Origin of the sequence: Eubacterium sp. F2 (assembly GCF_046244355.1) — a bacterium.
Classification (GTDB): domain Bacteria; phylum Bacillota; class Clostridia; order Peptostreptococcales; family Anaerovoracaceae; genus Aminicella.
Map to the genome: position 1 here is coordinate 1,124,298 of NZ_CP176393.1, position 26,522 is coordinate 1,150,819.

Annotated in this window: 24 protein-coding genes; 14 read left to right on the forward strand and 10 right to left on the reverse strand. The window is 50.0% G+C overall.

Translation table 11 applies throughout. The annotated features are described in order from the left end of the window. Positions 1-109: 109 nt before the first annotated feature. Positions 110-1,822 (reverse strand): IS1634 family transposase, encoded by a 1,713-nt coding sequence (locus tag ACI77B_RS04685; protein ID WP_409337605.1) that lies wholly within the window; start codon positions 1,820-1,822, stop codon positions 110-112. 376 nt (positions 1,823-2,198) lie between these two features. On the opposite strand from ACI77B_RS04685, the gene mscL reads away from it, so the two are divergent. Continuing rightward, positions 2,199-2,603 (forward strand): large-conductance mechanosensitive channel protein MscL, encoded by a 405-nt coding sequence (gene mscL / locus ACI77B_RS04690; RefSeq protein ID WP_409337606.1) that lies wholly within the window; start codon positions 2,199-2,201, stop codon positions 2,601-2,603. 195 nt (positions 2,604-2,798) lie between these two features. Here mscL and ACI77B_RS04695 read toward each other — a convergent pair whose 3' ends face one another. Next, positions 2,799-4,046: an aspartate aminotransferase family protein gene (locus ACI77B_RS04695; protein WP_409337607.1), complete on the reverse strand. Its 1,248-nt coding sequence runs from the start codon at positions 4,044-4,046 to the stop codon at positions 2,799-2,801. Between the two features lie 237 nt (positions 4,047-4,283). Between ACI77B_RS04695 and ACI77B_RS04700 the strand changes: the two genes are divergently transcribed. Further along, positions 4,284-5,459 carry a PucR family transcriptional regulator gene (locus ACI77B_RS04700; protein ID WP_409337608.1) on the forward strand — a complete coding sequence of 392 codons (1,176 nt, stop codon included), beginning with the start codon at positions 4,284-4,286 and terminating at the stop codon, positions 5,457-5,459. Between the two features lie 54 nt (positions 5,460-5,513). On the opposite strand, the gene ACI77B_RS04705 is transcribed toward ACI77B_RS04700, so the two are convergent. Then, entirely contained in the window at positions 5,514-6,407 is an 894-nt protein-coding gene (locus ACI77B_RS04705) for a YitT family protein (RefSeq protein ID WP_409337609.1), read from the reverse strand. A gap of 253 nt (positions 6,408-6,660) precedes the next feature. Between ACI77B_RS04705 and dapD the strand changes: the two genes are divergently transcribed. The 4 genes from dapD to sfsA are packed head-to-tail and all read left to right on the forward strand — an operon-like array spanning position 6,661 to position 10,342. Beyond that, positions 6,661-7,353: a 2,3,4,5-tetrahydropyridine-2,6-dicarboxylate N-acetyltransferase gene (dapD, locus tag ACI77B_RS04710; RefSeq protein WP_409337694.1), complete on the forward strand. Its 693-nt coding sequence runs from the start codon at positions 6,661-6,663 to the stop codon at positions 7,351-7,353. Next, positions 7,353-8,516, forward strand: a complete 1,164-nt coding sequence (locus tag ACI77B_RS04715; protein ID WP_409337610.1) for a pyridoxal phosphate-dependent aminotransferase — start codon at positions 7,353-7,355, stop codon at positions 8,514-8,516. The genes dapD and ACI77B_RS04715 overlap by 1 nt, the downstream gene beginning before the upstream one ends. 1 nt (position 8,517) lies before the next feature. Then, on the forward strand, positions 8,518-9,669 hold the full coding sequence (locus ACI77B_RS04720; protein ID WP_409337611.1) for a M20 metallopeptidase family protein: 1,152 nt from the start codon (positions 8,518-8,520) through the stop codon (positions 9,667-9,669). 13 nt (positions 9,670-9,682) lie between these two features. Beyond that, the gene (gene sfsA, locus ACI77B_RS04725; RefSeq protein ID WP_409337612.1) at positions 9,683-10,342 is read left to right on the forward strand and encodes a DNA/RNA nuclease SfsA; all 660 of its coding nucleotides are present in this window, start codon (positions 9,683-9,685) and stop codon (positions 10,340-10,342) included. 1,473 nt (positions 10,343-11,815) lie between these two features. On the opposite strand, the gene ACI77B_RS04730 is transcribed toward sfsA, so the two are convergent. The 7 genes from ACI77B_RS04730 to ACI77B_RS04760 all read right to left on the reverse strand — a co-directional run bounded on the left by ACI77B_RS04730 (position 11,816) and on the right by ACI77B_RS04760 (position 18,031). Further along, positions 11,816-13,165, reverse strand: a complete 1,350-nt coding sequence (locus tag ACI77B_RS04730; protein WP_178264460.1) for an LVIVD repeat-containing protein — start codon at positions 13,163-13,165, stop codon at positions 11,816-11,818. Positions 13,166-13,242: 77 nt separating this feature from the next. Further along, complete coding sequence (locus tag ACI77B_RS04735; protein ID WP_409337613.1) at positions 13,243-13,752, reverse strand: DUF1097 domain-containing protein; 510 nt, start codon at positions 13,750-13,752, stop codon at positions 13,243-13,245. A 14-nt stretch (positions 13,753-13,766) separates the two neighbouring features. Beyond that, positions 13,767-14,639 carry an acetyl-CoA hydrolase gene (locus ACI77B_RS04740; protein ID WP_409337614.1) on the reverse strand — a complete coding sequence of 291 codons (873 nt, stop codon included), beginning with the start codon at positions 14,637-14,639 and terminating at the stop codon, positions 13,767-13,769. Between the two features lie 132 nt (positions 14,640-14,771). Then, positions 14,772-15,713 carry a flavodoxin family protein gene (locus ACI77B_RS04745; RefSeq protein WP_178264457.1) on the reverse strand — a complete coding sequence of 314 codons (942 nt, stop codon included), beginning with the start codon at positions 15,711-15,713 and terminating at the stop codon, positions 14,772-14,774. A 48-nt stretch (positions 15,714-15,761) separates the two neighbouring features. Then, the gene (locus ACI77B_RS04750; protein WP_409337615.1) at positions 15,762-16,235 is read right to left on the reverse strand and encodes a hypothetical protein; all 474 of its coding nucleotides are present in this window, start codon (positions 16,233-16,235) and stop codon (positions 15,762-15,764) included. Positions 16,236-16,484: 249 nt separating this feature from the next. Further along, positions 16,485-17,387, reverse strand: a complete 903-nt coding sequence (locus ACI77B_RS04755) for a LysR family transcriptional regulator (RefSeq protein ID WP_409337616.1) — start codon at positions 17,385-17,387, stop codon at positions 16,485-16,487. After that, positions 17,387-18,031, reverse strand: coding sequence for a helix-turn-helix transcriptional regulator (locus ACI77B_RS04760; protein WP_409337617.1), 645 nt, complete (start codon positions 18,029-18,031; stop codon positions 17,387-17,389). The genes ACI77B_RS04755 and ACI77B_RS04760 overlap by 1 nt, the downstream gene beginning before the upstream one ends. A gap of 245 nt (positions 18,032-18,276) precedes the next feature. Between ACI77B_RS04760 and ACI77B_RS04765 the strand changes: the two genes are divergently transcribed. The 8 genes from ACI77B_RS04765 (at position 18,277) to ACI77B_RS04800 (ending at position 25,962) form a co-directional block, all read left to right on the forward strand. Then, a complete protein-coding gene (locus ACI77B_RS04765) occupies positions 18,277-18,963 on the forward strand; it encodes a hypothetical protein (RefSeq protein ID WP_409337618.1) in 687 nt (228 codons plus the stop codon). Positions 18,964-19,034: 71 nt separating this feature from the next. After that, positions 19,035-19,253: a 4Fe-4S dicluster domain-containing protein gene (locus ACI77B_RS04770; RefSeq protein WP_178264452.1), complete on the forward strand. Its 219-nt coding sequence runs from the start codon at positions 19,035-19,037 to the stop codon at positions 19,251-19,253. 14 nt (positions 19,254-19,267) lie between these two features. Next, the gene (vorB, locus tag ACI77B_RS04775; RefSeq protein WP_409337619.1) at positions 19,268-20,344 is read left to right on the forward strand and encodes a 3-methyl-2-oxobutanoate dehydrogenase subunit VorB; all 1,077 of its coding nucleotides are present in this window, start codon (positions 19,268-19,270) and stop codon (positions 20,342-20,344) included. Between the two features lie 5 nt (positions 20,345-20,349). Then, entirely contained in the window at positions 20,350-21,114 is a 765-nt protein-coding gene (locus ACI77B_RS04780) for a thiamine pyrophosphate-dependent enzyme (protein WP_409337695.1), read from the forward strand. Next, positions 21,114-21,674, forward strand: coding sequence for a 2-oxoacid:acceptor oxidoreductase family protein (locus ACI77B_RS04785; RefSeq protein ID WP_178264450.1), 561 nt, complete (start codon positions 21,114-21,116; stop codon positions 21,672-21,674). The genes ACI77B_RS04780 and ACI77B_RS04785 overlap by 1 nt, the downstream gene beginning before the upstream one ends. Before the next feature lie 2 nt (positions 21,675-21,676). Further along, the gene (locus ACI77B_RS04790; RefSeq protein ID WP_409337620.1) at positions 21,677-23,020 is read left to right on the forward strand and encodes an acetyl-CoA hydrolase/transferase family protein; all 1,344 of its coding nucleotides are present in this window, start codon (positions 21,677-21,679) and stop codon (positions 23,018-23,020) included. Between the two features lie 367 nt (positions 23,021-23,387). Continuing rightward, on the forward strand, positions 23,388-24,617 hold the full coding sequence (locus ACI77B_RS04795; RefSeq protein WP_409337621.1) for an MFS transporter: 1,230 nt from the start codon (positions 23,388-23,390) through the stop codon (positions 24,615-24,617). A gap of 613 nt (positions 24,618-25,230) precedes the next feature. Then, entirely contained in the window at positions 25,231-25,962 is a 732-nt protein-coding gene (locus tag ACI77B_RS04800; RefSeq protein ID WP_409337622.1) for a PrsW family intramembrane metalloprotease, read from the forward strand. Positions 25,963-26,522 lie beyond the last annotated feature (560 nt).

A 26,522-nucleotide genomic window follows, 5' to 3' on the forward strand; every position in this document is an offset into this window, starting at 1 on the left:
TACATTATATCCTGAGTTTGACAGTTTGAAAAGAGTAAAAAGTGCCATAAACGTTGTGATTTCAACGTTTTAGGCACTTATTTTTTCGGCTTGATTTGTAGTATTTTGGCTACCTTTTTGTTTTCTGCATAATTTTTTTCATCTTTTTATTCGATATGAATTCTGCATCTGTGCTGAAGCCGCAGGCTGCATGGAGTACGTCGGTGATATGGCTTCTAGTATAGCAGGGAATGTATCCCATCCCTTCGATTTTTCGGTACTTCATTTCTTTCATCGTACTGATCAGTTCGCGGATACTGATGTCTTCTCCTACTCGTGATTCCAGTACCCGGTATACCAGCAGTGCAATAAAACATGTCAGGAAGTGCGCCTTTATGCGCTCTTCTCTCCTTAAATAGACAGGCCGTGAACGGAACTCGGATTTCATGATACGGAATGATTCCTCGATTTCCCAGCGGCGTTTGTTGATCCGGAGAATATCTCCGATTTCGTCTTCCAGTGTTGTGCAGACCGCATAAAATCCATCGTAAAGTTCCTCATCCCGGATTTTGTCTTCATTCAATGTTCTCAGTTTCTTTTCTGCCAGTACGCCATCCATTGTGATCTGCTGTTCGTCGATGAAACGTTTTGGATCATGAGGATTTCGTGTCTCTCCTCTCGATCCTTTATCTATGATTTTCAGTGCTCTGTCGATCTGTCTTGAACGCACTGAACGCTGGTATCTGCGGTATTTCGGCGAATACGATACGATAAGCCGCTGCTCCAGTTCGTTCTCATTGATCCATCGTTCTTTAAAGAATACGTCATTAAAATGGACATCCTCATCCAACTCGTCCAAAGAGTATTCTGTATTGTCATGCTGCCTTTTCCAGCCGGACGGATCCAGGGCCCATTTTTTCAAATGGTCCTTCATACACTTTAAGGACTGTGTCACGATGTAGGAACGCCCGTTAATATTGTTGAAGCGGCGATTCGCCTGAGAAGCAAGTCCGGCGTCAGTACAGACGATGAATCGGGAAAGATCAAAATCTACCAATATCTGTTTCTCAAGAGGAATCAGAGACGGCTGTTCATTCTGGTTTCCCGGGAAGACGCTGAGTGCTAACGGCAGACCGCTTCCGTCTATGAACAGCCCCATCTGGACAATCGGGTTGGGTCTGTTTTCCTTACTCCTCCCATACTGGCAGATTCCATTTGCTTCCTCCATCTCAAAGAAAAAGTTTGTACAATCATAGTAAAGAACCGATGTGTTATGCATCTGCGAATTACTGTTGTACAGAGAAGTCTGGATGAAAGCGGACTCTTTTTGAAGAATATCCAGAGCACGGTAAATATCATGAAGTTCATACGTTGGCGGTTCCAGAAGACTGCGCCCGTATTCCAAAGACGAGCGCTTGGAACCCGGATCCAGAATTCTCGCATAGACCAGATTCCGGAGAATCTCTCCAAGATCAGACTGAAAGCGATACTTTTTCTGTATTTGCTGACAGGTTTTCTCAATCCCGAGATCATAGAATACCTTCTGAAGAAACAGATATCCACCGTTGAACGTGGTTTGCTGATTGGGTTCCAACTGCTTCTTTTCGGAAAGCGGGATTGAGATCTCCAGGGAACCTTCTTTTTCCTGTTCTGTGTATTTTCTAGCTTCCGCCTTTGCCCATGCAATCACTTTATTCCGGGAATTATCATGTTCAGGAAGCCGTTCCTGCATCGTACCAAGTTTCTTGAAGATCTTAGTCGTGGACTTTCCGTCCGGCTTGCGATAAGACTTGATAATGTACAGCTGTTCAGCATTCTTCGATTTAACAATATTGAGGCGCATAGCAGTACTCCTTGTGTTGGATTTTCAACGGTCAATCAAGTTACACCTAAATTTATTATATCATACAATACCAAACAATACCACAATTATTTTGATAAAATTTGACAAAAAAAGAAAGCCATTGCAAGGCTTACAGCGATTTTTGCAGAATCAAACTGTCAAACTCCCGAGCTGGGCTGCGACTATCAGCAGGGGTTCTATTTTTCCAGGCCGCTGCCGGAAGAAGACTTCCTTGCGTTTATCCGCGCCCATCTGGACAAAAATAACAAGCAAGAGAATAAGCCGGAAAAATGATTGTCCGGGGCTTTCTATACATGGTATAATCTTACATTATATCAATTAATGAAATGCAATAGTCTGGGGGAAAGAGAGCACCATGAAGGAGACCAAAAACTTTATTACGGAATTCAAGGAGTTTATCCAGCGCGGAAATGTCCTGGATATGGCAGTCGGAATTATTGTAGGATCCGCGTTTACGGCAATTGTAACATCGCTGGTTAATGACATGCTGATGCCGGTGATCGGCATGATTCTGAAAGGAATTAACATTGCGGGACTGAGCGTTACCATCGGTACGGCCACGCTGAAGTATGGAAATTTCATTCAGTCCATCATTAATTTCCTGCTGATTTCTCTGTGTGTCTTCATTCTGATCCGCGGCATCAACAGACTGCATAAGCCGCAGGAAAAGGAAGAAGAAGCTCCTGCTCCGTCAGAAGATGTGGTCCTTCTGAGAGAAATTCGTGATCTGCTTGCTGAGCAGAAGAAAGGAGAAAGATAATGAATCCGTTTAAACTGCATAAATGCAGCGCGATCGTAATGATTGTCGCAGCAATCGTCTGCATCTGGTCCGGACATAAGATGACATCACCGTCCGGAAAGGCTGAGGAAGAAGATTAAGAACAGAAAACACAGGAAGCCGGTCGGGGAAATCCCCTTCCGGCTTCCTGTGTTGTTTGGAAAAAATGCAAAATGCTTATGCAACTTTGGAGTTTGCTTTGTTCTTTGCGAATGCTGCTTCTGCTGCTTCGCGGATGATGTCTACGGCCTGGTCGCACTGCTCTTTGTTTACGATCAGTGGCGGAACCATGCGGATGACATCGTCGCCGATGGCGGTAATGAGCAGGTGGCGCTTGAAGCACTCATGCTTTACCTCTACAGCGTTTACGCTGCCGTCAAATTCAACACCGACGAACAGGCCCTGGCCTCTTGCTTCTTTAATGTGCGGAATTTCTTTTCCGAGGCGTTCGATGAAGTAGGAACCAACTTCCTTGGCATTGCCCGGAAGGTCGTTCTTCAGCAGTTCATCGATTTCTGCCAGTGCTGCTGCGCAGCAGACTGGATGTCCGCCGAATGTGGATCCGTGGGATCCCGGTGTGAAGGCCTTGGATACTTCCTCTGTCGCGCAGATTGCGCCGATCGGCATGCCGCCGCCCAGAGCCTTGGCCATGGATACGATATCCGGCTTGATTCCATAGTTCATATAAGACATGATGTTTCCGGTTCTGCCCCATCCGGACTGTACTTCATCCAGAAGCAGGAGCATATCGTGCTCATCACAGTATCTGCGGAGACCGGTCAGGAATTCCTTTGTAGCCGGGTGAACTCCGCCTTCGCCCTGAACCGGCTCAACCATAAATGCAATGGTATCTTCTGTACATGCGTCAATGAATGACTGCAGGTTGTTGAATTCTGCGTAGGAGAAGCCCTGCTCCATCGGTCCGAATCCGATCTGACATGCATTGTCCGGCTGACCTGTCGCGGACATGGATCCGAATGTTCTGCCGTGGAAGCTCTGTGCTGCAGTGACGATGTGGTATCTGGACGGACCGTACTTCTCGATTCCGTACTTTCTTGCCATCTTGATCATTGCCTCGTTGGCTTCTGTTCCTGTGTTCTGATAGAAAATCTTGTCCATTCCGATGGTTGTGCAGATCTTCTCTGCCAGAAGTGCCTGCGGAATGGTATATGGATAGTTAAAGGTCTGCATCAGATCGGCAGCCTGTTCCTGAACGGCCTTGACCACGTGCTCGTTGCAGTTTCCTGCTGCATTGACGGCAACGCCTGCGTAGAAGTCCAGGTACGGCTCGTCGTTCTCATCGTAGAGGTACATGCCCTCGCCGCGCTGAGCGACAAAGTCGAAACGCTCGTAAGTCTCGATCATGTACTTGTTAACCTTTTCTTTGATTTCTTCTGCTGTGAATCCTGTATCGCTCAGTTTCATCTTAATTCTCCCTTCAAACTCTCATAAACAATTCATCATTTTTTCTTTTGTTCTTTTGAACTCCCCTTGATGCTGTCATTATAGCAAGAACGTGTTCTAGTGGTGCTGTGACAGGGCACAATGTTTATTGTGCTTTTACACAAAAGTGCACACAGTTTTATTGTGGCAATCCACCGAAAATGGTTTATAATAGAATAGGGAACAAAAGGGGATACCCAAGGGAGTGAGGGGTTAATTATGTCTATTGATATGAAAGTACTAGTCGATCAGTATCCGGGGGATGAGCTGAAACTGGCCGCGGGGGCGACCGGCATGCACCGTCAGGTCACCTGGGTGCACATTTCAGAAACGCCGGAAATGGCGGAATATCTGAATGGCGGCGAGCTGGTAATTACCACGGGCGTCGGTCTGGATAAGTGGAATATTGAGGATGCGCTTTTAGATCAAGTGCGGCTGCTTTATGAGAATGAAGCGTCCGGAGTCATTGTTAATATAGGGGGTTACATCAGAAATATTCCGAAGAAGGTCTGTTCCTTCTGCAATGCTAAAGATTTCCCACTGTTTACCCTTCCGTGGAAGGTGCCGCTTGAAAAAATTATTCAGCCGCTGACTGAATATATTGTTCAGGATAATGTCAGTGAAGAGGAAATCAGCACAGCCTTTAAAAACGCGATTTTCTTCCCGGACCAGCAGGAGCGGTACGTGGTTCCGCTGTCCGAGCATCATTTTAATGTAGAGGACCGCTATGCCATCTGCATGCTGCGGGTTACCAACACATCATCCGATCCTTACGCGCTGGCGGAATCGATCCGCGAGCGGCTGTGGAACCATCTGCGGGAAATCTATCCGAAGTGCGCGGTTTTTACCGATGACCGGGATATTATCGCCGTTATTTCCACCCAGCACACCGAGCAGGTCAGGATTCTGGCAGAAGACCTGCTGGATCATGTCTGTTTTCTGCTTCCGCTGAACGATGAAAAAGTCTATATCGGAATCGGAAAGCTGACCAAGAGCATGCGCTGCATCCATAAGAGTTACCGGCAGGCGGAAGCCATCGTCAGGCTTCAGATGAAAGAATCCATCCCGCAGGATAAGATTTTCTTCACCGATATGGGTGCATACCGTCTGCTCCTTGGAATTGAAGACGACGAAATCAAGCAGGAATACTATAATCAGGTTCTCGGACCTCTGGTAAAGCATGACAAGGAAAAGGGCACCGATCTTACCGACGTTTTGAAACTCTATCTGCAGAACGACGGAAGCATCACCAGGACCGCCTCCAAGATGTTCGTGCACAGAAATACCGTAAACTATAAAATCAATCAGGCCTCTAAAATCCTGAACATGGATCTCGGAAGCCTGGAAAACCGGATGCAGCTGATGCTGGCCTTCCTGGTTCATGAGATGCTGTAGGAACTGAAGATGTGGAAAAGATTTTACGGAAGTTAAGCTGATGTACAGAGACAGCTATTCCGTAAAACGTTTTTCAAAATTACCGATGACTCTTGCGTGATCCACCAGAATGATGAAGGCGTGAGGGTCATATTTTGCTGCAATTTCTTTCAGCAGCGGCTCTTCATACTTGGAGATGACCGTGACGAGAACGTGGGAATCTTCATTGGTATAGGCGCCTTCACCGTCCCAGTCCGTGACGCCTCTTTTCAGTTCCGTCATGATGGCCTTTGCCATGCCTTCTTTCTTGGTGAAGATCATGGCTTCCATCTTGATGTTCTGGGTGTGGACCCTGTCGATGCAAAGGCCGGTGACAACCGCGAAAATAATGGAATAGAGCACGGTTGGGACATCATAGATGAAGAGGCAGATCGCATAAATGCAGACGCTGATAATAATGCCGATGTTGCCGACTTTAAAGTCCGGATGGGTTTTCGCCAGGCAGACACCGATCAGGTCCTGTCCGCCCTGAGAACTTCCGGCTCTCAGCACCATGCCGGCTCCGATTCCCGAGCCCAGGCCTCCAACCGTTGCGGCCAGCAGCGGGTCGGTGATAATCGGTTTGGAAGGCACAGGAATAATTGAAAGAAAAGCGGATGCCATGACGATGGACACCAGCGTCTCCAGACAGAAGCGCTTTCCCATGACCTTAAAGGCGATGAGGAAAAACGGTACATTGATCAGAAAATAGATAATTCCCAGGTAATCGAGTCCGCCGATCTGAGGTACGTGCAGAACCTGAACCAGAAGAAGACGCAGGAGCTGCGCGATTCCGGTGAAGCCGCCGCTGTAGAAATGAAGCGGGTTGATGGCGAGATTAACACCCGCTGCGTAGAAAATATTTCCGAATACGACCAGAAAGATTTTGCTGACAATTTTATTATGGCGCAGTGAACGGATTGTGCTCATGATAGTTAACTCCTTGCTCATTGGATTTTGTCCGGACTTTACCTCTGGACAAAAAATATTTTACAACGTATACCGCAAGAAAAAAAGGAAAATCCTTTCCGGGAAAATCTTCCCGATAAAGCTGGCTGTAAATTGGTAATCATGTTTGTATGCACTACTTCAACGTGTTAAAATAGTGGCAGTAAACAAAAGCCCGGCAGAAAAAGAGCCACGGGCGCTGGAAGGAAACAATAAAAGAGGGGTAAGAGCCATGATGAATGCAGAAGAAATCATCCGTTTCATCGGAGAGTCTGAGAAAAAGACTCCGGTTAAGGTATATGTAAAGGAAAAAGCGCCGATTGACTATGGAAATGCAAAGGTATTCGGCGATAAGGATAAAATCGTATTCGGCGACTGGAAAGAGCTGAAGCCGATTCTGGATGCAAACAAGGATAAGATCGAAGACGCGGTAGTAGAGAATAACTCCAGAAATACTGCTGTTCCGCTCCTGGACATGAAGGAAATCGACGCGAGAATCGAGCCGGGCGCAATCATCAGAGACCAGGTTTCCATCGGTAAGAACGCCGTCATCATGATGGGCGCAGTCATCAACATCGGCGCCGTCATCGGCGAGGGAACCATGATCGACATGGGCGCCATTCTGGGCGGGCGCGCAACCGTCGGAAATCACTGCCACATTGGCGCAGGCACGGTTCTGGCGGGCGTCATCGAGCCGGCCAGCGCAACTCCGGTTATTATCGAGGACGATGTTCTGATCGGCGCAAACGCAGTCGTCATCGAAGGTGTACACGTCGGAAAGGGCGCAGTCGTTGCAGCAGGAGCCGTCGTGATCGAAGATGTTCCGGACAACGCCGTCGTTGCGGGATGCCCGGCAAGAGTCATTAAAATGAAGGATGAAAAGACCTCCAGCAAGACAGGTCTTGAGGATATGTTAAGGAAGCTGTAATGGGAAACATGAAAGATAAATTGAATCAGGTCATGTACAAGGCGCAGCACAGCGCAATCCGGGAGTTTTCCAACCTTGCGAAGAAGACTCCGGGCTGCGTGGCGCTGACCCTGGGCGAACCGGATTTTGAAACCCCGCAGATGGTGAAAGACGAGGTGTTTGAGGCCTTTCTGCACCACGAGACGCACTACATTCCGAACAATGGAAGCCCGGAGCTGAGAGAGAAGATCGCGGCCTTTGAAAACGAGAAACACGGCCATTCCTACACGGCAGACAACATCATCGTCACTGCCGGTGCGGAAGAGGGCGTTTTCCTGTCTCTGTTCGGCATTCTGAACCCGGGTGACGAGGTCATCGTGCCGGTGCCGGCCTTTATGATTTACGAGGAAATCACCAAGATGTGCCGGGGAAAGTTTGTTCCTCTGGACACGTCAGACAACGCCTTTCAGATCGACAAAAATAAGCTGGCAAGTTTGATCACGAACCGCACCAAGGCGATCGTCCTGAATTCACCGAACAACCCGACAGGCTGTGTGCTGAATAAGGCGAGTCTGGACGCCGTGCACGATCTGGCGAAGGAGCACGGCTTATTCGTGATTGCGGATGATGTCTATCAGCAGCTGGTCTACAAGCCGGGCTGCCACAGCATCGCGGAATATGAGGATCTGAAGGATCAGTTCTTCCTGGTGCAGTCTTTCTCAAAGCCGTACGCTATGACGGGCTGGAGAATGGGCTATGTCTGCATGGACAGCGAAATCAGGGAGCGGGTGGAGCTGATTCACCAGTTTATGATTACGTCGACACCGGCTCCTTTCCAGAGAGCGGCGGTGAAGGCTCTGGATTTTAATCCGGAGCCGTTTCTGGAGATCTATAAGAAGCGCAGGGCCTTCATGCTGCGCAGGCTGAAGGAGATCGGGCTTTCCGTTACGGAGCCGGACGGGGCGTTTTACGTCTTCCCGTCGATTAAGAAGTTCGGCCTCTCTTCATCGGAGTTCTGCAGCCGGATGATTCAGGAAGTCAGGCTGGCGGCGACGCCGGGATTCGCTTTTGGAAGTGATGACCATATTCGTCTGACCTACTGCTACAGTGATGGAGAGCTGCACGAAGGCATGGACCGTCTGGAGAAGTTCGTACGGATTCTGGAAAGCGAGGGCCGCGGTTAATATGGTAAACTGGCTGCAAGAAGCAGAAAAAATCGAAGCTGAAATTATCGGATGGCGGCGGGATTTTCACCGTCATCCGGAAATCGGAAATAAAGAGTACCGGACCACGGAAAAAATCATCGAGATCCTCCATTCCTGCGGGATTGAGACGCGGCAGGTACTGAAAACCGGCGTCATCGGAATTCTCAGAAACGGGGAGGGCCCGGCAGCGGCCTTCCGTTCGGATATCGACGCCCTTCCGGTGACGGAGGAGGTGGAAGTACCGTTTGCCTCAGAGATCCATGGCATGATGCATGCCTGCGGTCATGACATGCACATGGCGTCTCTCCTTGGCGCGGCTAAACTTTTGTCGATGCATAAGGAGGCCTTCTCCGGGACGGCGGTGTTTATCTTCCAGCCGGATGAAGAGGGTGACGGCGGCGCGCAGAGAATTCTGGACACGGGCATTCTGGACGAGCTGCAGGTGCAGTCTGTGTTCGGCGCCCACTGCAATCCGTCGCTGCCGGCGGGGACGATCGGCGTGAAATACGGCCGGTTCTACGCGGCGGCCTGTATGTATGATGTCACGGTGCACGGGAAAGGCACGCACGGGGCGGAGCCGGAAAATGGCACAGACAGCCTCTATGCGGCGGCTAGGATGTGTGCGGCGCTGAAGGAGATGACCGGCCTGTATGACGGTGAGCGCGCGGTCGTGACAGTTGGCGAGTTCCATGCCGGAACCGCCCGGAACATCATTTCGGATCACGCTGATTTCAAGGGAATTCTGCGTACGGCGGGACTGGATCTCCGCGCGGAACTGGAGCAGAAAATTAAGGATACTCTGAGCCGGATCGCGGAGGACGCGCATGTTACCTATGATCTTCATATGGTGGACGGCTATGTCGGCGTCACCAATCACGACCAGCAGACCCAGCTGGTGCAGGAGGCCGCGGAGTCGGTGCTGGGCGCGTCCCGGCTGGAGGTCGAGAAGGATGCGACCATGACGACCGAGGATTTCGGATTTTACCTCCTGAAATATCCGGGGGCCTATTACCACATCGGCGTCAATTGCCCTTACCCGCTGCACAGCCCGAAAATGTGCCCGGATGAATCCGCCCTGGCGCCGGCGGCTGCTGTCCATGCCGCTGTTCTGCAGGCGGCGATGAGAGGATGAAAGGGTTGACAAAATGAAATATGGCAAGGTCATTCGGGGGGAATTTCTTTCCCGCCCGAATCGTTTTATTGCAAAGGTTATGATCGGCGGGGAAGAGACGGTCGTCCATGTGAAAAACACCGGCCGCTGCCGCGAGCTGCTTATTCCCGGCGCAGAAGTGTACCTGGAAGAGGCATCCAATCCGAACCGAAAGACAAAATACGATCTGATCGCGGTACGGAAATCGAACGGTGTCTTGTTTAATATCGACAGTCAGGCGCCGAACGCCGTGGTCAAAGAATGGCTGGAGCGGCAGCATATCGATAAAATCGTTCCCGAGTATCGCTTCGGCGATTCCCGGATCGATTTCTATCTGGAAAACGGCGGTCAGAAAATGCTGATCGAAGTCAAGGGCTGCACGCTGGAACGCGGCGGAATCGGCTATTTTCCCGATGCACCCACAGAACGCGGCGTCAAACACCTGCACGAGCTGATCAAAGCCAGAAAAGAAGGATACGCCGCCGCCCTCGCCTTCGTCATGCAGGCCGACGGCATGAAAAAGGTCCTTCCAAACGACGAAACCCATCCCGCCTTCGGAAAGGCCCTCCGCGAGGCACAGGCTGCCGGAGTAAAGGTCTTGTACCTGCCCTGCCATGTGGAGCCGGACAGCCTGGAGGGAGACCTATCCCTGTGAAATCGAGCGCAGTGTTCTTTAATAAATGGGCGAAGATTGAACAGCGGAAGGTCCCCCGTCAGGCTTGCCGCAGAGAGCGAGCGACAGCGAAGGTCGATGCGATGCAAGCTACGGCGTTATCCATTCTATCCCTGTGAAATCGAGCGCAGTGTTCGTTTACAAATGGGCGAAGATTGAACAGTGGAAGGTCCCCCGTCAGGCTTGCCGCAGAGAGCGAGCGACAGCGAAGGTCGATGCGATGCAAGCTACGGCGTTATCCAATCCTATCCCTGTGAAATCGAGCGCAGTGTTCGATTATAAATGGGCGAAGATTGAACAGTGGAAGGTCCCCCGTCAGGCTTGCCGCAGAGAGCGAGCGACAGCGAAGGTCGATGCGATGCAAGCTACGGCGTTATCCAATCCTATCCCTGTGAAATCGAGCGCAGTATTCGATTATAAATGGGCGAAGATTGAACAGCGGAAGGTCCCATAATGAATATATTTTCGTATATATGCATGTATTTTGTGTCCATCTGAGTTCGTATTTTTTTGGTTCGTTTAAATCATGATTATTATATATTTTACAGACCCGGGATTTCCCTGATGCTAAATGTTCAGAAAACTATTGCTGAAAACTGCAGTTGATTGACCCACTTCCATGTGTAATTCATGCATTGTTGGAAAAAGTTTACAATTATTTTCTCTCCCAGAAGGAATTTTGACTTCAGCTGTCTGTAAATTTCCAGTTCCTCATAGTATGTCCATAACAATTCTGCTGTTTTTCACGTATTTATATATATTCGGTTCTGCGCTTTCTCTCAAAAAGCAAAAAAAAACGAAACGCGTGAAATTCCACCACAATTCCATCACATTTCAGGGCTTTCTGACATTATATATTTAACATACCGAAAGATTCTGAAATTAAGAAAGGCAATAGTTTTCCTGTTTCACATAAAGATTCAAGAAAAAAAGAAATCATCGCTGCGGCAGATACTGCCGTTCGGGAATTCGAGGTAAGAGGACCGGTTTCCCGACTGCGGGAAATAAAAGTCGGGAAATCCTCAGATTAATAATGAGATCCCGACCGAAATAATGTAGAAAACGTGATTATAATACAGTATACCCGGGTATCCCAGTCACCGCCTTTACAACCTCTCGAAAGGCCGCTGCCACAACCGACGTCAGAGGAAAATATATTATAAAAAAACCCATTTCAGAATGACGGCCGGAAAAGAAGCCTCTCGTAAGACCGGTGGCGCAACAGGAGATAGACGAAAGGAATCGAGAGTGTTCTGACGCATCGTGTACGTTAACGTTTGCGTCAGAATCCTCGATTCATCGGATGATCTCCGTTGTTGCGCCCGGTCTGTAGAGCAGCTTCTGAATCCGGCCGTCTGGTATGAAATGGATTTTTATTGTCGCCCGTTAGACGACAACAAGGTTCCCGGGCACCCACCCGACGCTTCAGCGTCGTGGAAGGGTGGGGTTCTTCTTTTACACCGTGCACCTTACGATGTACATACCGTCCTGGTAGGTATCCACATAGATGTATCCGCGGTCGTCGACCAGGCAGTCTTCTGCGATGCCGATGTGTGGTCCAGGGAAGAGGGTGCCGTCTTCGATGTCGAACCAGGTTCCTTCTGGGTCTGGCGGCATGAAGTAGGCGATTTCTTTTGGAATGAACGGGTCGGTGACGTCGTAGACGCGCAGGCCGGCCTGGAAGTGGCAGTTGTAAACGCGGTCGTCTCTGTTTTCGTAGCAGTCCTGGCCGAAGGCGTCGAACATGTTGTGCGGGCCGAAGACGACGCGCTGTCCGTCGATGATGTTGAAGTTATCGCCGTGGCATTTTTTATAGCCTTCCGGGACTTCCGGATAAGGGAAGATGGAGATCAGGCTCGGGTTTTCCATGTCGCTGGTTTCTACCATTCCGATGATGTTCATCGGCTGGCTGGTGATTTTATGGAACATGCCGGTCTCGCGGTTCGGGTCGAAGTACCACGGACGTTCGCCTTCTGTGGTTACGATGGCGAACGGGCGGTCGCCGAGAGGCATAGCCGTGTGAACGGCTGCGCCGGACTGTCCGTTTGCGAAAGGCGGATTCAGCGGAATATTTCCGATCAGATGCGGACGGGTTTTATCCTTTACATCGATCAGGCAGAAGCCGACGTTCGGGAATGCAGCGTAGGCGATGTCGTTCTTTACGGTGACGGCGTGGCCGTTTGGAAGTTTCATGAACGGCTCGGTTCCAACTTCCGGAATATCGGATGCTTTTTTGTTTCCGATGTACTGGCCGTCTGCCCACCAGCTTCCAGCTTCTACCGGGTGTGTCGGATCGGAAATGTCCACGATTCTGAGAATGTAGCCGATGAAGTTGCGCTTGCTTCCGAGGACGTAGACGTAGTCGCCGCCGTTATAGAAAGAGCGGTGTGCGCCAGGGCCGTCTTCGCATTCAAACTGCCCCAGGAATTTCGGGTGCATCGGATCGGTTTTGATGTCGTAGATTTTCATGCCTCCCCAGTATGGAACTTCGTGGGTTCCGTGCAGAACGCGCATAGTTCCGCCGTAGAAGCAGAGGAGTTTTCCGTCAGCGGCCTGAATTTTTGCCAGGCTCTGTCCGTCGTGGATCTCGCCGATCCAGTCACCCTCCACCCATGTGGAAGTCGGGTTCTTCGGGTCGGTTACATCGACGATATTGAATCCGTTATCGCGGAAGCAGGCAGTATAGATGTAATACTTTCCTTCCGGGCTTTTATACATGGCCATCTGGAATCCCGGTTTCTTGTTCAGATCGGTGTAGCCGATGTATTCCATGTTTTTCATCAGCATTTCTGTTCTTCGACTCATTTCATATTCCTTTCTGTAATCTCTTGTCCCAATTGCTTTTGTCACTAATATTACGGTACTCCTGAAGATCCTTCTGTCTATGACTGTTTTCCGGCCATGAGTTTCTGCAGTTTGTCCACCAGGGCGCCGACGTAGAAGACACCCACGAGCATAGCGGCGCCGGTCTGGATGGTCAGGCTCAGCAGGGAAGTGCCGTGTGACAGGGTGTTTGTCAGCATTCCGATGGCCCATCCGCTGAGCCATGCCGGAAGGAAAAACAGCTTCGGCAGGTTCGCTGCTATAACAACAGCGAGGAAGCCTAAGACAAACAGGGTCAGAAACAGGAGCAGTGACGGTCTGAGCTTATCTGCAGCGGAAGATGCGGTAATGACCGCGCTGAGCAGGGCCCAGAGGTCTCCCGCGAGATAGCCCAGGGAAATTTTCAGGGCGTCGCTGAACTTGTTTCCGTTGGCACCGTAAATGCCGGCGCAGATCAGGGCTGTCGGTCCCACACTGATGTTCAGGTGCGGTGCCAGGACAGCCCAGACCGGCGGCAGCAGAGCGACCAGGAAGGCAAGAGATAAAATGTCTTTCCTTGATGATTTCATTTTGTCCACTGCCCTTAACGCATGGTGATATAGCCGTGGTACTGGGTCATATTGTCGGAGCGGGCGATGTCGGACAGGAAGATGCCGACGAATCCGTAGGATTTCTTCAGGTAAGGGAAGTCCTCTGTCTCAGCCCAGTCCGGCTTCTTTACGGTCTCTGCGGCCTTCTGAACAGCAGTGACCCAGGCGCTCTGGCAAGGGAACCACATTTCCACGATGCGGTCGAAGTCGCAATTGTTGACTTCCTTCATGATGTGGCTGGACAGGCAGCGGGTGACCTCATCCTGAGCGGTGAATGCCGGGATGAACTCTTCCTTCAGCCAGCGGTCGCCTTCTTCTCTGGATACGCCTTCCGGATAGCGGACCATGAACTGCCAGCGGTAGTTCGGACCGTCCTCGACTGTGCGTCCCTCACCCTTGAAGTCGTCTTCCCACCAGACCGGGATGAAGGCGAAGACAAAAGGTACCGTGCCAAGGGCTTCATTTCCCTTTACAGAGCGGGCATTGTCTCCTTCCATGTTCTCTTCTTCTGCCTTGACGATATTATGGGAATGGCCGGTATCCGGAAGGTTGTTCTGCCAGATGAGGACGTCCTTCGGGAAATATTCGGTCAGGGCCTTGTGATGGGTGAATTCGCGGAGGTCATTCGGGTTGGCCAGCCAGTAGTGCTCGGTCATCTGCATGCGGACGGTTCCGAAGCGCTCGCCGCCCGGAGGAGTCGGCAGGGCCTGATAAAATGCGTATTTGGATACGTATGGACCGAACTGGGAAATGCTGTCCGGAACATGATAGCGGTAGAGCCAGTTTTCCAGCTTGATACGGTAGTCTTCGTGGGCGAGGTCGACGTAGATGATGCTTCTTACAGGGTAAAAATCTGGTTTTCTCATTTATTCTAGTTCCTTTCTTCCTTGCGGATTGTTTTTGTCTGTCCGGCGGTCTGCGGTGAAAGAGGCCGGGTATGAAAAGGCGCCGGAGCGCGGAAACTGCTTTCCGGCGCCGGCGGTATAGGTTTAAAAAAATTATCTTTCTGGAACGATCGGCTGGATAAAGTCGTTGTAGGCTTTCTTGCGGGCCTTGAACTCCGGATCGGACTTGAAATCCTTCAGCTTTCCTTCGTTTTCTTTAATGTCGTCGGCATGGATGAACTTTCCGGACAGGGTGTCGTGTGCCTTGCGTTCATCTTCAGGATCAAAGACGAATTTAATCTTTCCGTCAACGACCTTAATTTCTCCCTCAAGGCCGCATGCGCAGCAGACTGCCTTGGTCGCATCGTCGTTCAGGAAGAAGTTGCGGTTGTGGCAGTGAGGACATACGCCAGGATCACCGACATACTGTGCGTCATCGTATCCCTTCAGGGTTTCCTTTACGAGATTGTATCCGACTTCATGAGCGCGGGCAACCTTTTCATCGTCCATGATAATGGACTTGGACCAGGAGAATGTGGCAGTGTCAACGATTTTCCACATTGGGGTGAGGGCCTGGTTTCTAAAGTCGCACTCAATTCTGGTCGCCCAGTCTGATCCGCCGACACCGATGTAAGCAACCGTCTTCGGCTTCAGGATTCTCTGGTCCGGAGCGGTGCCGCCTGTTTTCTCTGCAATCTCTGTACCAACGATATTCATCGCTGTATCGTTTCTCGGTCCCATGCGGTCCATCAGTGTATGAAAGAGGCCGGATGCGCCTTTTTCGAAAATCGGAATGGAGAAAACGATTGCGTCTGCATCCATCATCTTATCTCTGAGCCAGTCGAAATCATCCTTCAGGACACATTTTCCGCCCTTTCCGGTCATCAGGCTGACAACGCATGCTGTGCATCCTGTGCAGTGTTCGATATGAAGTTTATTTAAGTTGATGAACTGCAGCTCATCGGCACCAGCTTCTTTAGCGCCCATCAGAGCTTCTCTGCACATCGCGTCGTTGTTTCCATTCGGCGTTCCGCCGGAAATTCCTAATACTTTCATTATTATTCCTCCATTAAAGTTACATTATATTCTGCTATGCATCTTCTGTTATTCCGGCATTTCCGGAACCGGCTCTCTGCAGATGGCTCTTGACATTCTGTCTGACGGACCGTTCCACAGCATGGCGATAATCAGTGTCGGAAGATAGCATGGAATGAATCCTCCGAGTACGGAAATGAGGTAAACCTTCATTCCCAGATGCTGAAAACCGAGCACGCCGATACCGGTCATGGCGAAATCCAGGACAATGACGAATACTCCAGCCACAATCATGTTCAGCAGCAGGCCGAACTTGAATGTTCCCGGCTTCGCGTGTTTTACAGCAAATGTAAATCCCCATTTTGGAGCGGGAATAAACATGTTAATCAGAAAGGTCAGAATATATGCAATGATTGTATTCATTACAAACATCTGCAAAGTGAAATTGTGTGCAAGGTTAATCGCAATCAGTGTAATCACAATACTGAGGGGCAGATCCATGATCAGTGCATAGACCGCCGTAAGTTTTTTGCTCTTCTGCATAGTACTCTCCTGAATAGTATAATTCAATTGTTATTCTGATGCATCGGAAACTTACCTGGTACGTGAGAACGTCCTCTGCGTTTTCCTGTTATTATAATATCAAAGTCTTCTGTGGATGTATAATATTTTGTCTGACATACTGTACATAACCATATTGTTATGTATGGTCTGATTCTGCTTATATAGCAGAAATGCCTGCCCTCCATTCATCGTAAGGCAGGCATTTCCTGATGGCTTTATTTTGTGGCTCTATTTTCCCTCGGAACGGATGATTTCCGATAATATACTGACCGCTTTCTGCGTATGCTGATTTTCAGATTCTCTCATCCAGGCCAGGCAGATATGGTCATAGATCTCCATAGGAAGGGAGAAAACAGAAGGATCGTGTGCTGCATAAGACCAGGTGTTTATGATTCCGGCACCCTGACCGCAGTGTATAGCCGTCAGCATACTTGCGGTGTTGTGAACAAACTGAAGATGAGGAGTAAATCCGTAAGGAGACAGATACCCTTCTATATCTTTCGCAATGTTTTCTTCCGCACTGTCCCAGGGCGCATAGAAAGTAACATTGCGGAAGTCGTAGGGAGTCAGCTCTTCAGTATGCTCTGCCTGCATCACGACTGGGTGATTTCTGGAGCAGATCAGAAGTTTCTTCGGAGACGCGACGTCCAGACACTGGATTTCTTCCGCATCCAGAAGGCGGCTTCTGAGTGTTAATGCCAGATCGATTCCGCCGGTCAGCAGCATGGTCCGGATTTCTTTCAGTCCGAAGAAGTTAAAGGAAAGCTCGGCATCCGGATGCTTCTGGTCGAACTGCTGAAGAAGCGGAAACAGCAGGGCATCGATATCCCAGCCTTCCAGGATCCCGAGACGGACAGGCTCCCGTATGCCGTTTTCCAGGAGACCGATTTTCTGCTGAATGTTTCTGAGCTGCGCTTTTGCCTGGCTGAAGAAGTCGTAATACAGTTTTCCCGCGTCGGTCAGCTCCGTCCGGTGGTTGCTGCGGTTGAACAGCCGGACTCCGAGTTCCTTTTCCAGCATGGAAATCTGCCGGGAAACAGCAGGCTGCGAGACGAACAATTCTTCTGAAGTTTTGGTAAAGCTCAGATTGGATGCGACGGCCATAAAATAGTTGATCTGCTGGCTGTTCATTATTTCTTCGCCTCTTCCATATAGTTATATAAGGTAAATTTAGAAATGTTCAGCAGGGAACAGACTTCCTGACCGGATTTCTGAATCTTGAACACTCCGCGTTCGTTCAGGAAACGGATAAACTCAATTTTCGCATCGCGGTTCATCTGGTCCGGCGGCATGCCGATCTTGCGGATACCCTCAGAAATCAGGCTTTCCATTACGTCCTGGATGGAAATGGTTCCACTCTCTTCGGCCTCTTGCTGAATCGATGTTTCAAAATATTTGTCTTTTGTCATTCCCTGAATGGCCTGCTCCAGCGTGATCAGGTTCGTAATGTCCTGATTGATGCACATGGAATAGGCCAGCGTGCCGTCGTCATTGCAGTAATTGACGGTGGAGGAGCGGATCGTCCGTCCGTCATCCGTGAGGGAGATGGTGCGCGGATGCTTCTTGAAATTACTGTTTTCCGTCAGGTCGCGCAGGAAGGACTTGGTCGGGCCGTCGCCGACCTTCCTTCCCGTAACATGGCCGTTGACGATGTGTACAATTGTATGATCCAGATCCCGGGTGAAATCATGCACCACAACCTCCGTGTCCGGACCGAATTGCGCGGCGATCACATCCGCGGCGTCGCTCAGAACTTCTTTTATATCTCTTTCCATTTCGGCTGTTCCTTTCTGACAAAAAGTAATCTGACAAAAAGTCAGATGTTGACGAGTAACGTGTGCTTCTGAAAACCATTCTATCATAAAAAATCAGAAAAACAAAAAGTATAATTTTCTAAAAATAAGTTTGACATACGTTCTGCATGAGTTTATAATGACATCGAAATCAAAAAATAAGTTTGATAACATTCCAAAATGAAAGAAAGGAGAGCATCTTGAGAGCAGAGGAGACAATTCAGCAGATGCTGAACAGAAAAAATAATTTTATCTTCCTTGGTGAAGCCGGATGCGGAAAATCCGAGACGGCTTTGAATTTTGCCCTGAAGGTGAAAGAGATGACCGATAAGGAAGTGCATTTCTTCGATCTGGATCAGACGAAACCCCTGTTCCGCTCAAGAGATGTTCGCAAGGCTCTGGAAGCTGAGGAGATCTTCTTTCATTATGAAGAGCAGTTTCAGGACGCGCCGACCTCGACCGGAGGCGTGAATGAAACGCTGTCCGATCCAAATGCCGTAGCAATTCTGGATGTCGGGGGAAACGACACCGGTTCCAGACTGGTCGGAGAATACTCCGGCTGGATGAGTCAGCCGGGCACGCAGGTGTTCTTCATGCTGAATGTGTATCGGCCGTGGTCAGGAGAAATCGGAGAGATTGATCAGACCATGACCATGATCTACCGCGCGGCCAGAATCGGGCTGGAAAATACATCGGTTATCTTCAATCCGAATCTGGGAAGGACCACGACAGCGGAGGAAATTCTGGAGGGCGCTGAAAAATCAGAAAAAATGATCGGCAGCATTCTTCCGGTATCTTTCCTGGCAGTCAGAGAGGACTGCGCGGAGCAGGTAATAAAACAGAGTGATCTTCCGGTCTTTCCGATGTCCCTGATGATGACTTATGACTGGGATCAGAAACCGGCGGATCATTAAAACTATCCAATGGACGAAAGCGTCCGGAAGGATGAATAATCTTCAATGTGTGAGACGAGGAGGCTTGGAAAATGGCAAAAGGCAAGGTCGAAATCCGGATCGAGAGCTGCAAGAGCTGCGGCTACTGCGTGAAATACTGTCCGAAGAATGTACTGGAGCTTGGAAAAGAAGTAAACGCCAAGGGTTATCTGTATGCAGTTGCGGCACGTCCGGAAGACTGCATCGGATGCGCGCAGTGCGGAATCGTATGTCCGGACGCAGCAATTGAAGTATACAGAGAAGAAAACTAAGAGGGGGCATAATCATGGCAAGAATATTCATGAAAGGCTGCGAAGCCATTGCAGAGTCCGCCGTTCGAGCAGGCTGCCGTTTCTTCGCAGGTTATCCGATTACTCCGCAGAACGAAATTCCGGAATACTTTGCGAGAAGACTTCCGGAAGTCGGCGGAAACTTTGTTCAGGGCGAGAGTGAAGTTGCGTCCGTAAACATGCTGTACGGTTCCGCACAGACCGGAACACGTTCCATGAGTTCTTCCTCCAGTACAGGAATCAGCCTGTACAGTGAGGGAATTTCCTTCATGGCATCCGCAAGAATCCCGGCAGTTGTTGTCAACGTCGTAAGAGGAGGCCCGGGAATCGGAGCCATCCAGCCGGCACAGCAGGACTATCTGCAGGCAACCAAGGCATCCGGAAACGGAGGATTCCGCATGATCGTTCTGGCACCGTCCACCGTTCAGGAATGCGTAGACATGGTTTACGAAGCCTTCGACCTGGCAGAGCGTGACGATAACCCGGTTATGATCCTGGCAGACGGAGTCCTCGGAACCATGATGGAGCCGGTCGTTCTTCCGGACATGAAGAGTGATGAGGAAGTTGCCGTTCTGAAGGCAAAATACTATGAAAAGGCTATTATCGGCCATCCGATCACTGACAGAAAGCTCGGAAAACCGGGCGGAGTCGGCAGCGGACAGGAAATCCGCAACATTGAAGCAGCAGAGATGTACAAGACCTGGGAAAAGGACATCCGCTGCGAAGAATACATGACAGACGATGCAGAGATTATTCTGGCAAGCTATGGCATTTCCGCCAGAATCTCCAAGGCAGCCGTAAAGGATCTGCGTGCAGAAGGAATCAAGGCCGGACTGATCCGTCCGATCACCGTTTCTCCATTCCCGTATGACGTCTTCAAGAATCTGGACTACAGCCGCGTAAAGGGCATTCTGGACGTAGAGATGTCCATTCCTGCACAGATGAAGTGGGATGTGGAATACGCCGTTCAGGACAGACTTCCGATTCATGAGTGCCTGCGTTCCGGCGGACAGATTATGACCAAGGAAAAAGTCATGGAAGAAGCTCACGCATTGGTTAAGGAGGTGCTGTAGACATGATGAAAAAAGTTTACGCAAGAACAGAGGGTATTCAGAAGGATGTAGTATCTGGTTTCTGTCCGGGCTGCATGCATGGCACCGTTCATAAGCTGATCGGTGAAGTTGCTGAAGAACTGGGAATTATGGATAGACTCGTCCGTGCAGAAGGCGTTGGCTGCTGCGGACTGGGACAGAATTACGTTTCTTACGACACAACAATTTCCCCGCACGGAAGAGCCTGCGCCATGGCAACAGGCATGAAGCGCTCCAACCCGGATTCCATTATCTATACCTATCAGGGTGATGGAGATCTGGCGTCCATCGGACTGGCAGAGACCATGCATGCCGCTAACCGTAACGAGAACATCACCGTTATTTTCATCAACAACGGAATTTACGGAATGACCGGAGGCCAGATGGCTCCGACAACACTTCTGGGCATGAAGTCCACAACCACGCCGGGCGGAAGAGATCCGGAAAAGGGCCAGGGCTACCCGATGCATATGTGCGAAATCCTGAACCAGCTGACTGGACCATATTATCTGGAGCGTACAACCTGCATCGATCCTGCTCATGTCAGAAAGACAAAGGCAGCCATCAAGAAGGCATTCCAGAATCAGATTGACGGAAAAGGCTTCTCCATGGTAGAGATTGTCACATCATGTCCGACCAACTGGGGACTCAGCGCGTTGAAGGCACTGGATTTCCTTAAGGACGACATGCTGAAAGAATATCCGCTGGGCGTATACAGAGACAGATCAAAAGATGAGAAGGAGGCAGAGTAATGGAAAGAGATTTGATTGCCGCCGGATTCGGCGGACAGGGAGTCATGATGTTCGGAACTCTGCTTGCGCAGGGAACGACAGATGCAACCGATAAGAAGGTCACCTATTTCCCTTCCTACGGCGCAGAAATGCGTGGAGGCACAGCCAACTGCTATGTCGCAATCTCTGATGATGAAATTGGCGCGCCGGTTATGGATCAGGTCGACGACCTCGTTATTTTCAATGACGCTTCCCTGGAGAAGTTCATTGGAAAGCTGAAGAAAGGCGGCACACTGTTCCTGAACACATCCATCGTAAAGTCCCGTCCGGACAGAGACGATATTCATATCGTAGAAGCTCCGGTTACCGAGATGTCCCTGGAAATGGGAAATTCCAAGGTTCTGAACATCATCATGCTGGGCGTGTACGTCGGATATACACAGGTGATTTCCAAGGACGTCATTCTTCACGCGATTGAGCATAAGATCGGTGCCAAGAGACCGCATTTGGTTCCGTTGAATAATGAGGCCTTTGAAAAGGGACTGAAAATCGGACAGGCTGCAAGAGAACAGGAGAAATAGTCATGGGTATGGACATTCAGAAGATTTATCAGGAAAAACTGCGCACGGCTGATGAAGCCGTCAAGTGCGTAAAAAGCGGCGACTGGGTAGATTACAGCCAGACCTGTTCTTTCCCGACAGATCTGGATGCCGCCCTTGCAAAGAGAAAAGATGAACTGACTGACGTCAAAGTCAGAAATGCGATCTCCATGCAGCCAGTTCAGGTAGTCGAGCAGGATCCAGAGCAGAAGGCCTTTACCTACAATCTCTGGCACTGTTCGGGCATCGACCGCCATTACGTAGATCAGGGACGCGCATATCATATGCCGATGCTCTTCCGGGACTGCGGATCCTATTATCAGAACGGATTTGCACCGGTCGATGTCGCCATGGTTACCGTATCCCCGATGGACCGTTTCGGCAACTTCAGCTTTGGCCTGACCAACTGCTGCATGCAGGAGATGCTGGATGCGGCAAAGACGATTATCGCTGAGGTTAATCCGGAGATGCCGTTCATCTACGGCATGGAAAATGACCATATTAACGTCCGTGACGTGGATATGATTGTTGAAAGCAAGAGCCATATCGCTACAGTCGGCAGCCCTGCTCCGACCGAGATTGATAAGAAGATTGCCGGACAGATTCTTCCATTCCTGCATGATGGAATCACCCTGCAGCTTGGAATCGGCGGAATGCCGAATGCCCTGGGAACACTGATCGCCGAATCCGATCTGAAAGACCTGGGCATGCACACCGAGCTGATGAGCGACGGATATCTGAAGCTTTATCAGGCAGGTAAGATTACCAATAAGAAAAAGACACTTCTCCGCGGCAAAGGTGTATTCTCCATCTGCAACGGCTCCCGTGAGCTGTACGATTTTCTGAACGAGAATACAGATATCCTCTCTGCCCCGATGGCTTTTGTCAATAAACCGGAAACCATCGCGTCCATCGACAACTTCGTGTCCATCAACGGATGCATCAATGTCGATCTGTATGGACAGGTCTGCTCAGAAACGGTCGGAACACGCCAGATCAGCGGAACCGGCGGGCAGCTGGACTTCGTCACCGGCGCCTACCGCTCAAAAGGCGGAAAGGCATTCCTGACGCTTCCATCCGTATTTACGGATAAGAAAGGGAAGAAGCACTCCAACATCATCCCTAAGTTCACAGAAGGAAATGTGATCACTACGCCGCGTACGCAGGCCCCGATCATCGTGACCGAATACGGAACCGCGCAGCTGCAGGGACACAGCACCTGGGAGCGCGCTGAGCGGCTGATTGCCATTGCCCATCCGGAAGTCAGAGACGAACTGATCGCCGCGGCAGAAGAACAGAAAATCTGGAGACGTTCCAACAAGCGTTAAACATAACAGATAACTCCTCTATATAGAAGACAGAATGCCGTCTTCTATACATACATTATTAAGATAGATAGAATCAATCAAAATACGAAGTGTGAGTAATGGAAAAGAGTCCTCCGGATGCGGAGACTCTTTTCTGTTACCTGCAGGAGTGCAGAGAAAACAGGATTCCTGAATACAGACAGGCCGCAGAAAGGCGGAGGAACCCCGTAAACCGCATTCCCGCGGGGACAGCTCTCACACGGCTTCTAAAACGCCCTGAGACGCGTCGTAAACCGCAAGCCTGCAGATGTCTGCCTGTGTGAGGCCTGAGACCGTTTTTGTCAACCGTCAGAGGGCATTTCGAAAACCCTCAGTGGGAGGTAAAAGAGTGAATATTACAGAAAATTATAATAAAAATATGAAAAAAAGGTGGGCTTATCTCATCACCGGAGTTGTACTGCTCCTCTTCCTGGGACTGATTTACGCATGGTCGGTTTTCCGTGTTCCGCTGGCAAAAGAATTCGGCTGGTCCAGCGCCCAACTGTCTGTCACATTCTCCATTTCCATGATGATGTTCTGTCTGGGCGGTCTGGTTTCCGGAATCATCAACCGGAAAAGCAGAGTAAAACTGACCATGATCCTGTGCGCAGCCTTTCTTGCTGCAGGATTTCTCAGCGCTTCGACGATTCACAGCCTTGCCGGAATCTATCTGACCTACGGCGGACTGTGCGGATTCGGCGTCGGTCTTGGCTACAACACAGTAATCAGCACCGTTGTAAAATGGTTCCCGGATAAGCAGGGTCTGATCTCCGGAATTACCCTGATGGGATTCGGCTTCGGCGGCATGCTGCTCGGAACAGCAGGCGCATCCATGATCTCCGCACTCGGCTGGCGGGCGACCTTCCGCCTGTTTGGCATCGTGTTCGGCATCATGATGATTGCCGGCGCATTCATCTTAAGACCGGCCGGCGAAGATTTCCTGAAACAGCTGTCCGGAAGCGGAAAGCGCACCGATGCCGCCGTTGAAGAAATTCCAGCACAGCAGATGCTGAAAAGAAAGAATTTCTGGCTGTATTTCCTCTGGGCAATCGTTCTCAGCGCCGCAGGCCTTTCCATCATCAACAGTTCGACCGTATACGCACAGGAAGTCCTGCACACCGGCCTGACCGCAGCAGCCGCAATCGCCGGCATCGTCTCCGTGTTCAACGGAATCGGCCGCGTGATCTTCGGCCAGCTGTTCGACATGAAAGGCTATCGGGTCACCATGGTCTCCGTCTGCATCGTAACCGCAGCCGCGGCACTCCTGCTCATGCTCTCCTGGCAGACTGGATCCTTTGCCGCACTGGCAGCAGCATTCATCGTCGTGGGCCTGGCCTACGGCGGTGTAACCCCGACCAACTCCGCCTTCACCGCGCATTTCTTCGGCAGACAGAATTACGCCCTGAACTTCAGCGTCATCAACCTGAACCTGATCGCAGCCTCCTACCTGGGACCAATGGTCGGAAACGGCTCCTACATGCGGACCTTCTTCATGATCCTGCTCTTCTCCGCCGCCGCGCTGGTCCTGACGATTCTCATCCGTTCGCCAAAAGCTGCCCGCAAGGGCGAGACTGCGTAGCATGTGCCGGGAAACAAGTCGGTAAGTGCATTGGCGAGTGTGTGGGAAACGAGTGACGGGGACTGTGACTCCGGTATACTGCATAATAATCGCGTTCAATAAACAACGCCGCTGAAAAACATAGTTTAATGTTTCCATAAAATCAGCCGGGCAGAAGGTGAGCAGCTTGTCCGCTCCTCTTCTGCTCAGGCTTTTTTATTGAAAAAATGCATCTGGTGAATTGTGGCTGAGTGAGAGGATAACCTGTGTATACTCTGTATTTCTGATGCGTTTACAAATCACAATGTCTGAAAACACGATTATAAGGACGGCCAGCCTGCGCGTTTTTCGCCGGGCTGTTTGTGTACGGGGACAGGATATGATACACTGTATTTCCCGGTAACATGGACGAGAAGACGGAAAGTGTGCTGAAAGAAATGGAAGAAGATTTCGGCGCACTGACGAATGATGACGGTAATGAAGCGGGCTTATTCCACGGCGAACGGCCTGGACATTGCTGCCCGATAATAAACCGCCGCTGCCAAAACCGGAATAATCCGAAAATGCTGCGAATCTGTAAGCGGAAAGACAGACAGGTTCGCTGTATGAAGCAGACAAAACATGGAGATTTATTATGTTTTTTGTAATTTCACTGACGAACCAGATTATTGCTCTTTATGTCGCCGCAGCGGTTCTGCCGGCGGTAGTTCTGATGCGCTATATTTATAAAAAAGATACTGTGGAGAAAGAATCGCCGCGGCTGCTGTGGGCATGCGTAGGCCGCGGCGTTCTGGCCGTCATCGCTTCTATTGTATTAGAAACAATTGGCGAAGCGGTTCTGAACACCAGTGGGCTGAAGGCCAACACGCCGGCTTATACTGCGGTTCTGGCCTTTCTGGTCGTTGCGGTCGTTGAAGAGGGAACAAAATACTTCTTCATGGCCCGTCTGACCTGGCGAAATCCGGAATTCAACTATCGTTTTGACGGCATCGTCTACGCGGCGTTTACTTCTCTCGGATTCGCCGCCCTCGAAAATATTAAATACGTTTTCTCTTTCGGACTTTCTGTTGCACTTCCAAGAGCCGTGCTTTCTATCCCGGGGCATCTCGGATTCGCAGTTGTTTTCGGCGTATTTTACGGAAGAGCCAGATATGCCGCAAACCGCCGCCAGCCAGTTAAACGAACCGTCAACCTGATTGTTGGCTACATTCTGGCTGTCTTTCTTCACGGAAGCTACGATTTCTGCGCCATGCGGGGAACAGCCCGCTCCACCGGCTTCTTCATAGGCTTTGTCATTCTCATGTACATCGTCATCTTCAACCTGATCCGCCATGAATCCTGGTCGGACAGAGAGATTATGTATTAGGAGAAAATGAGTTGTTCCTTCTGCCGTGGATGATGCCCTGCCGAAAGGAAAGTAATGAATTTCCTTTCGGCAGGGCGAAGTGCTGAAGGAAAGAGGTATGGAAGAGCGTCAGCTAATTATCCGAATATTTGGTATCCGTCATCTCATTAACTTAGAACCCGTCATCCATCAACTCAAAACTCGTCATCAGGCAGCATTGGCGTTTCATCATCTTGACAGGTGAGGATTTTGCCGCTCCTGTTACACGTTAAGATTGGTAACGATTATTTTCTTTCTGGAGAAGGACAGAGGTAAAAACAACTTTTCTGATAAAAAATTGGGTTTTACGGTTGAATTTTCCCTGGCTTTGTAGTAATCTAGCCCTAATAGTTAATTACCTACTAGGGAAGTATGTATAATTGCTACGGTTTACCGGGTTTATAAATGGTCAGTGATCAGTCGGGAAAGCCGGGTGGATCCTGGAAAACAAGAAAATTTGAAAGCCGGGTGGATCCTGGAGAATAAGAAAATTTGAAAGTCTGGGTGAATCGGAGGGACCGGGAATATTGGAAAGGCCGAGA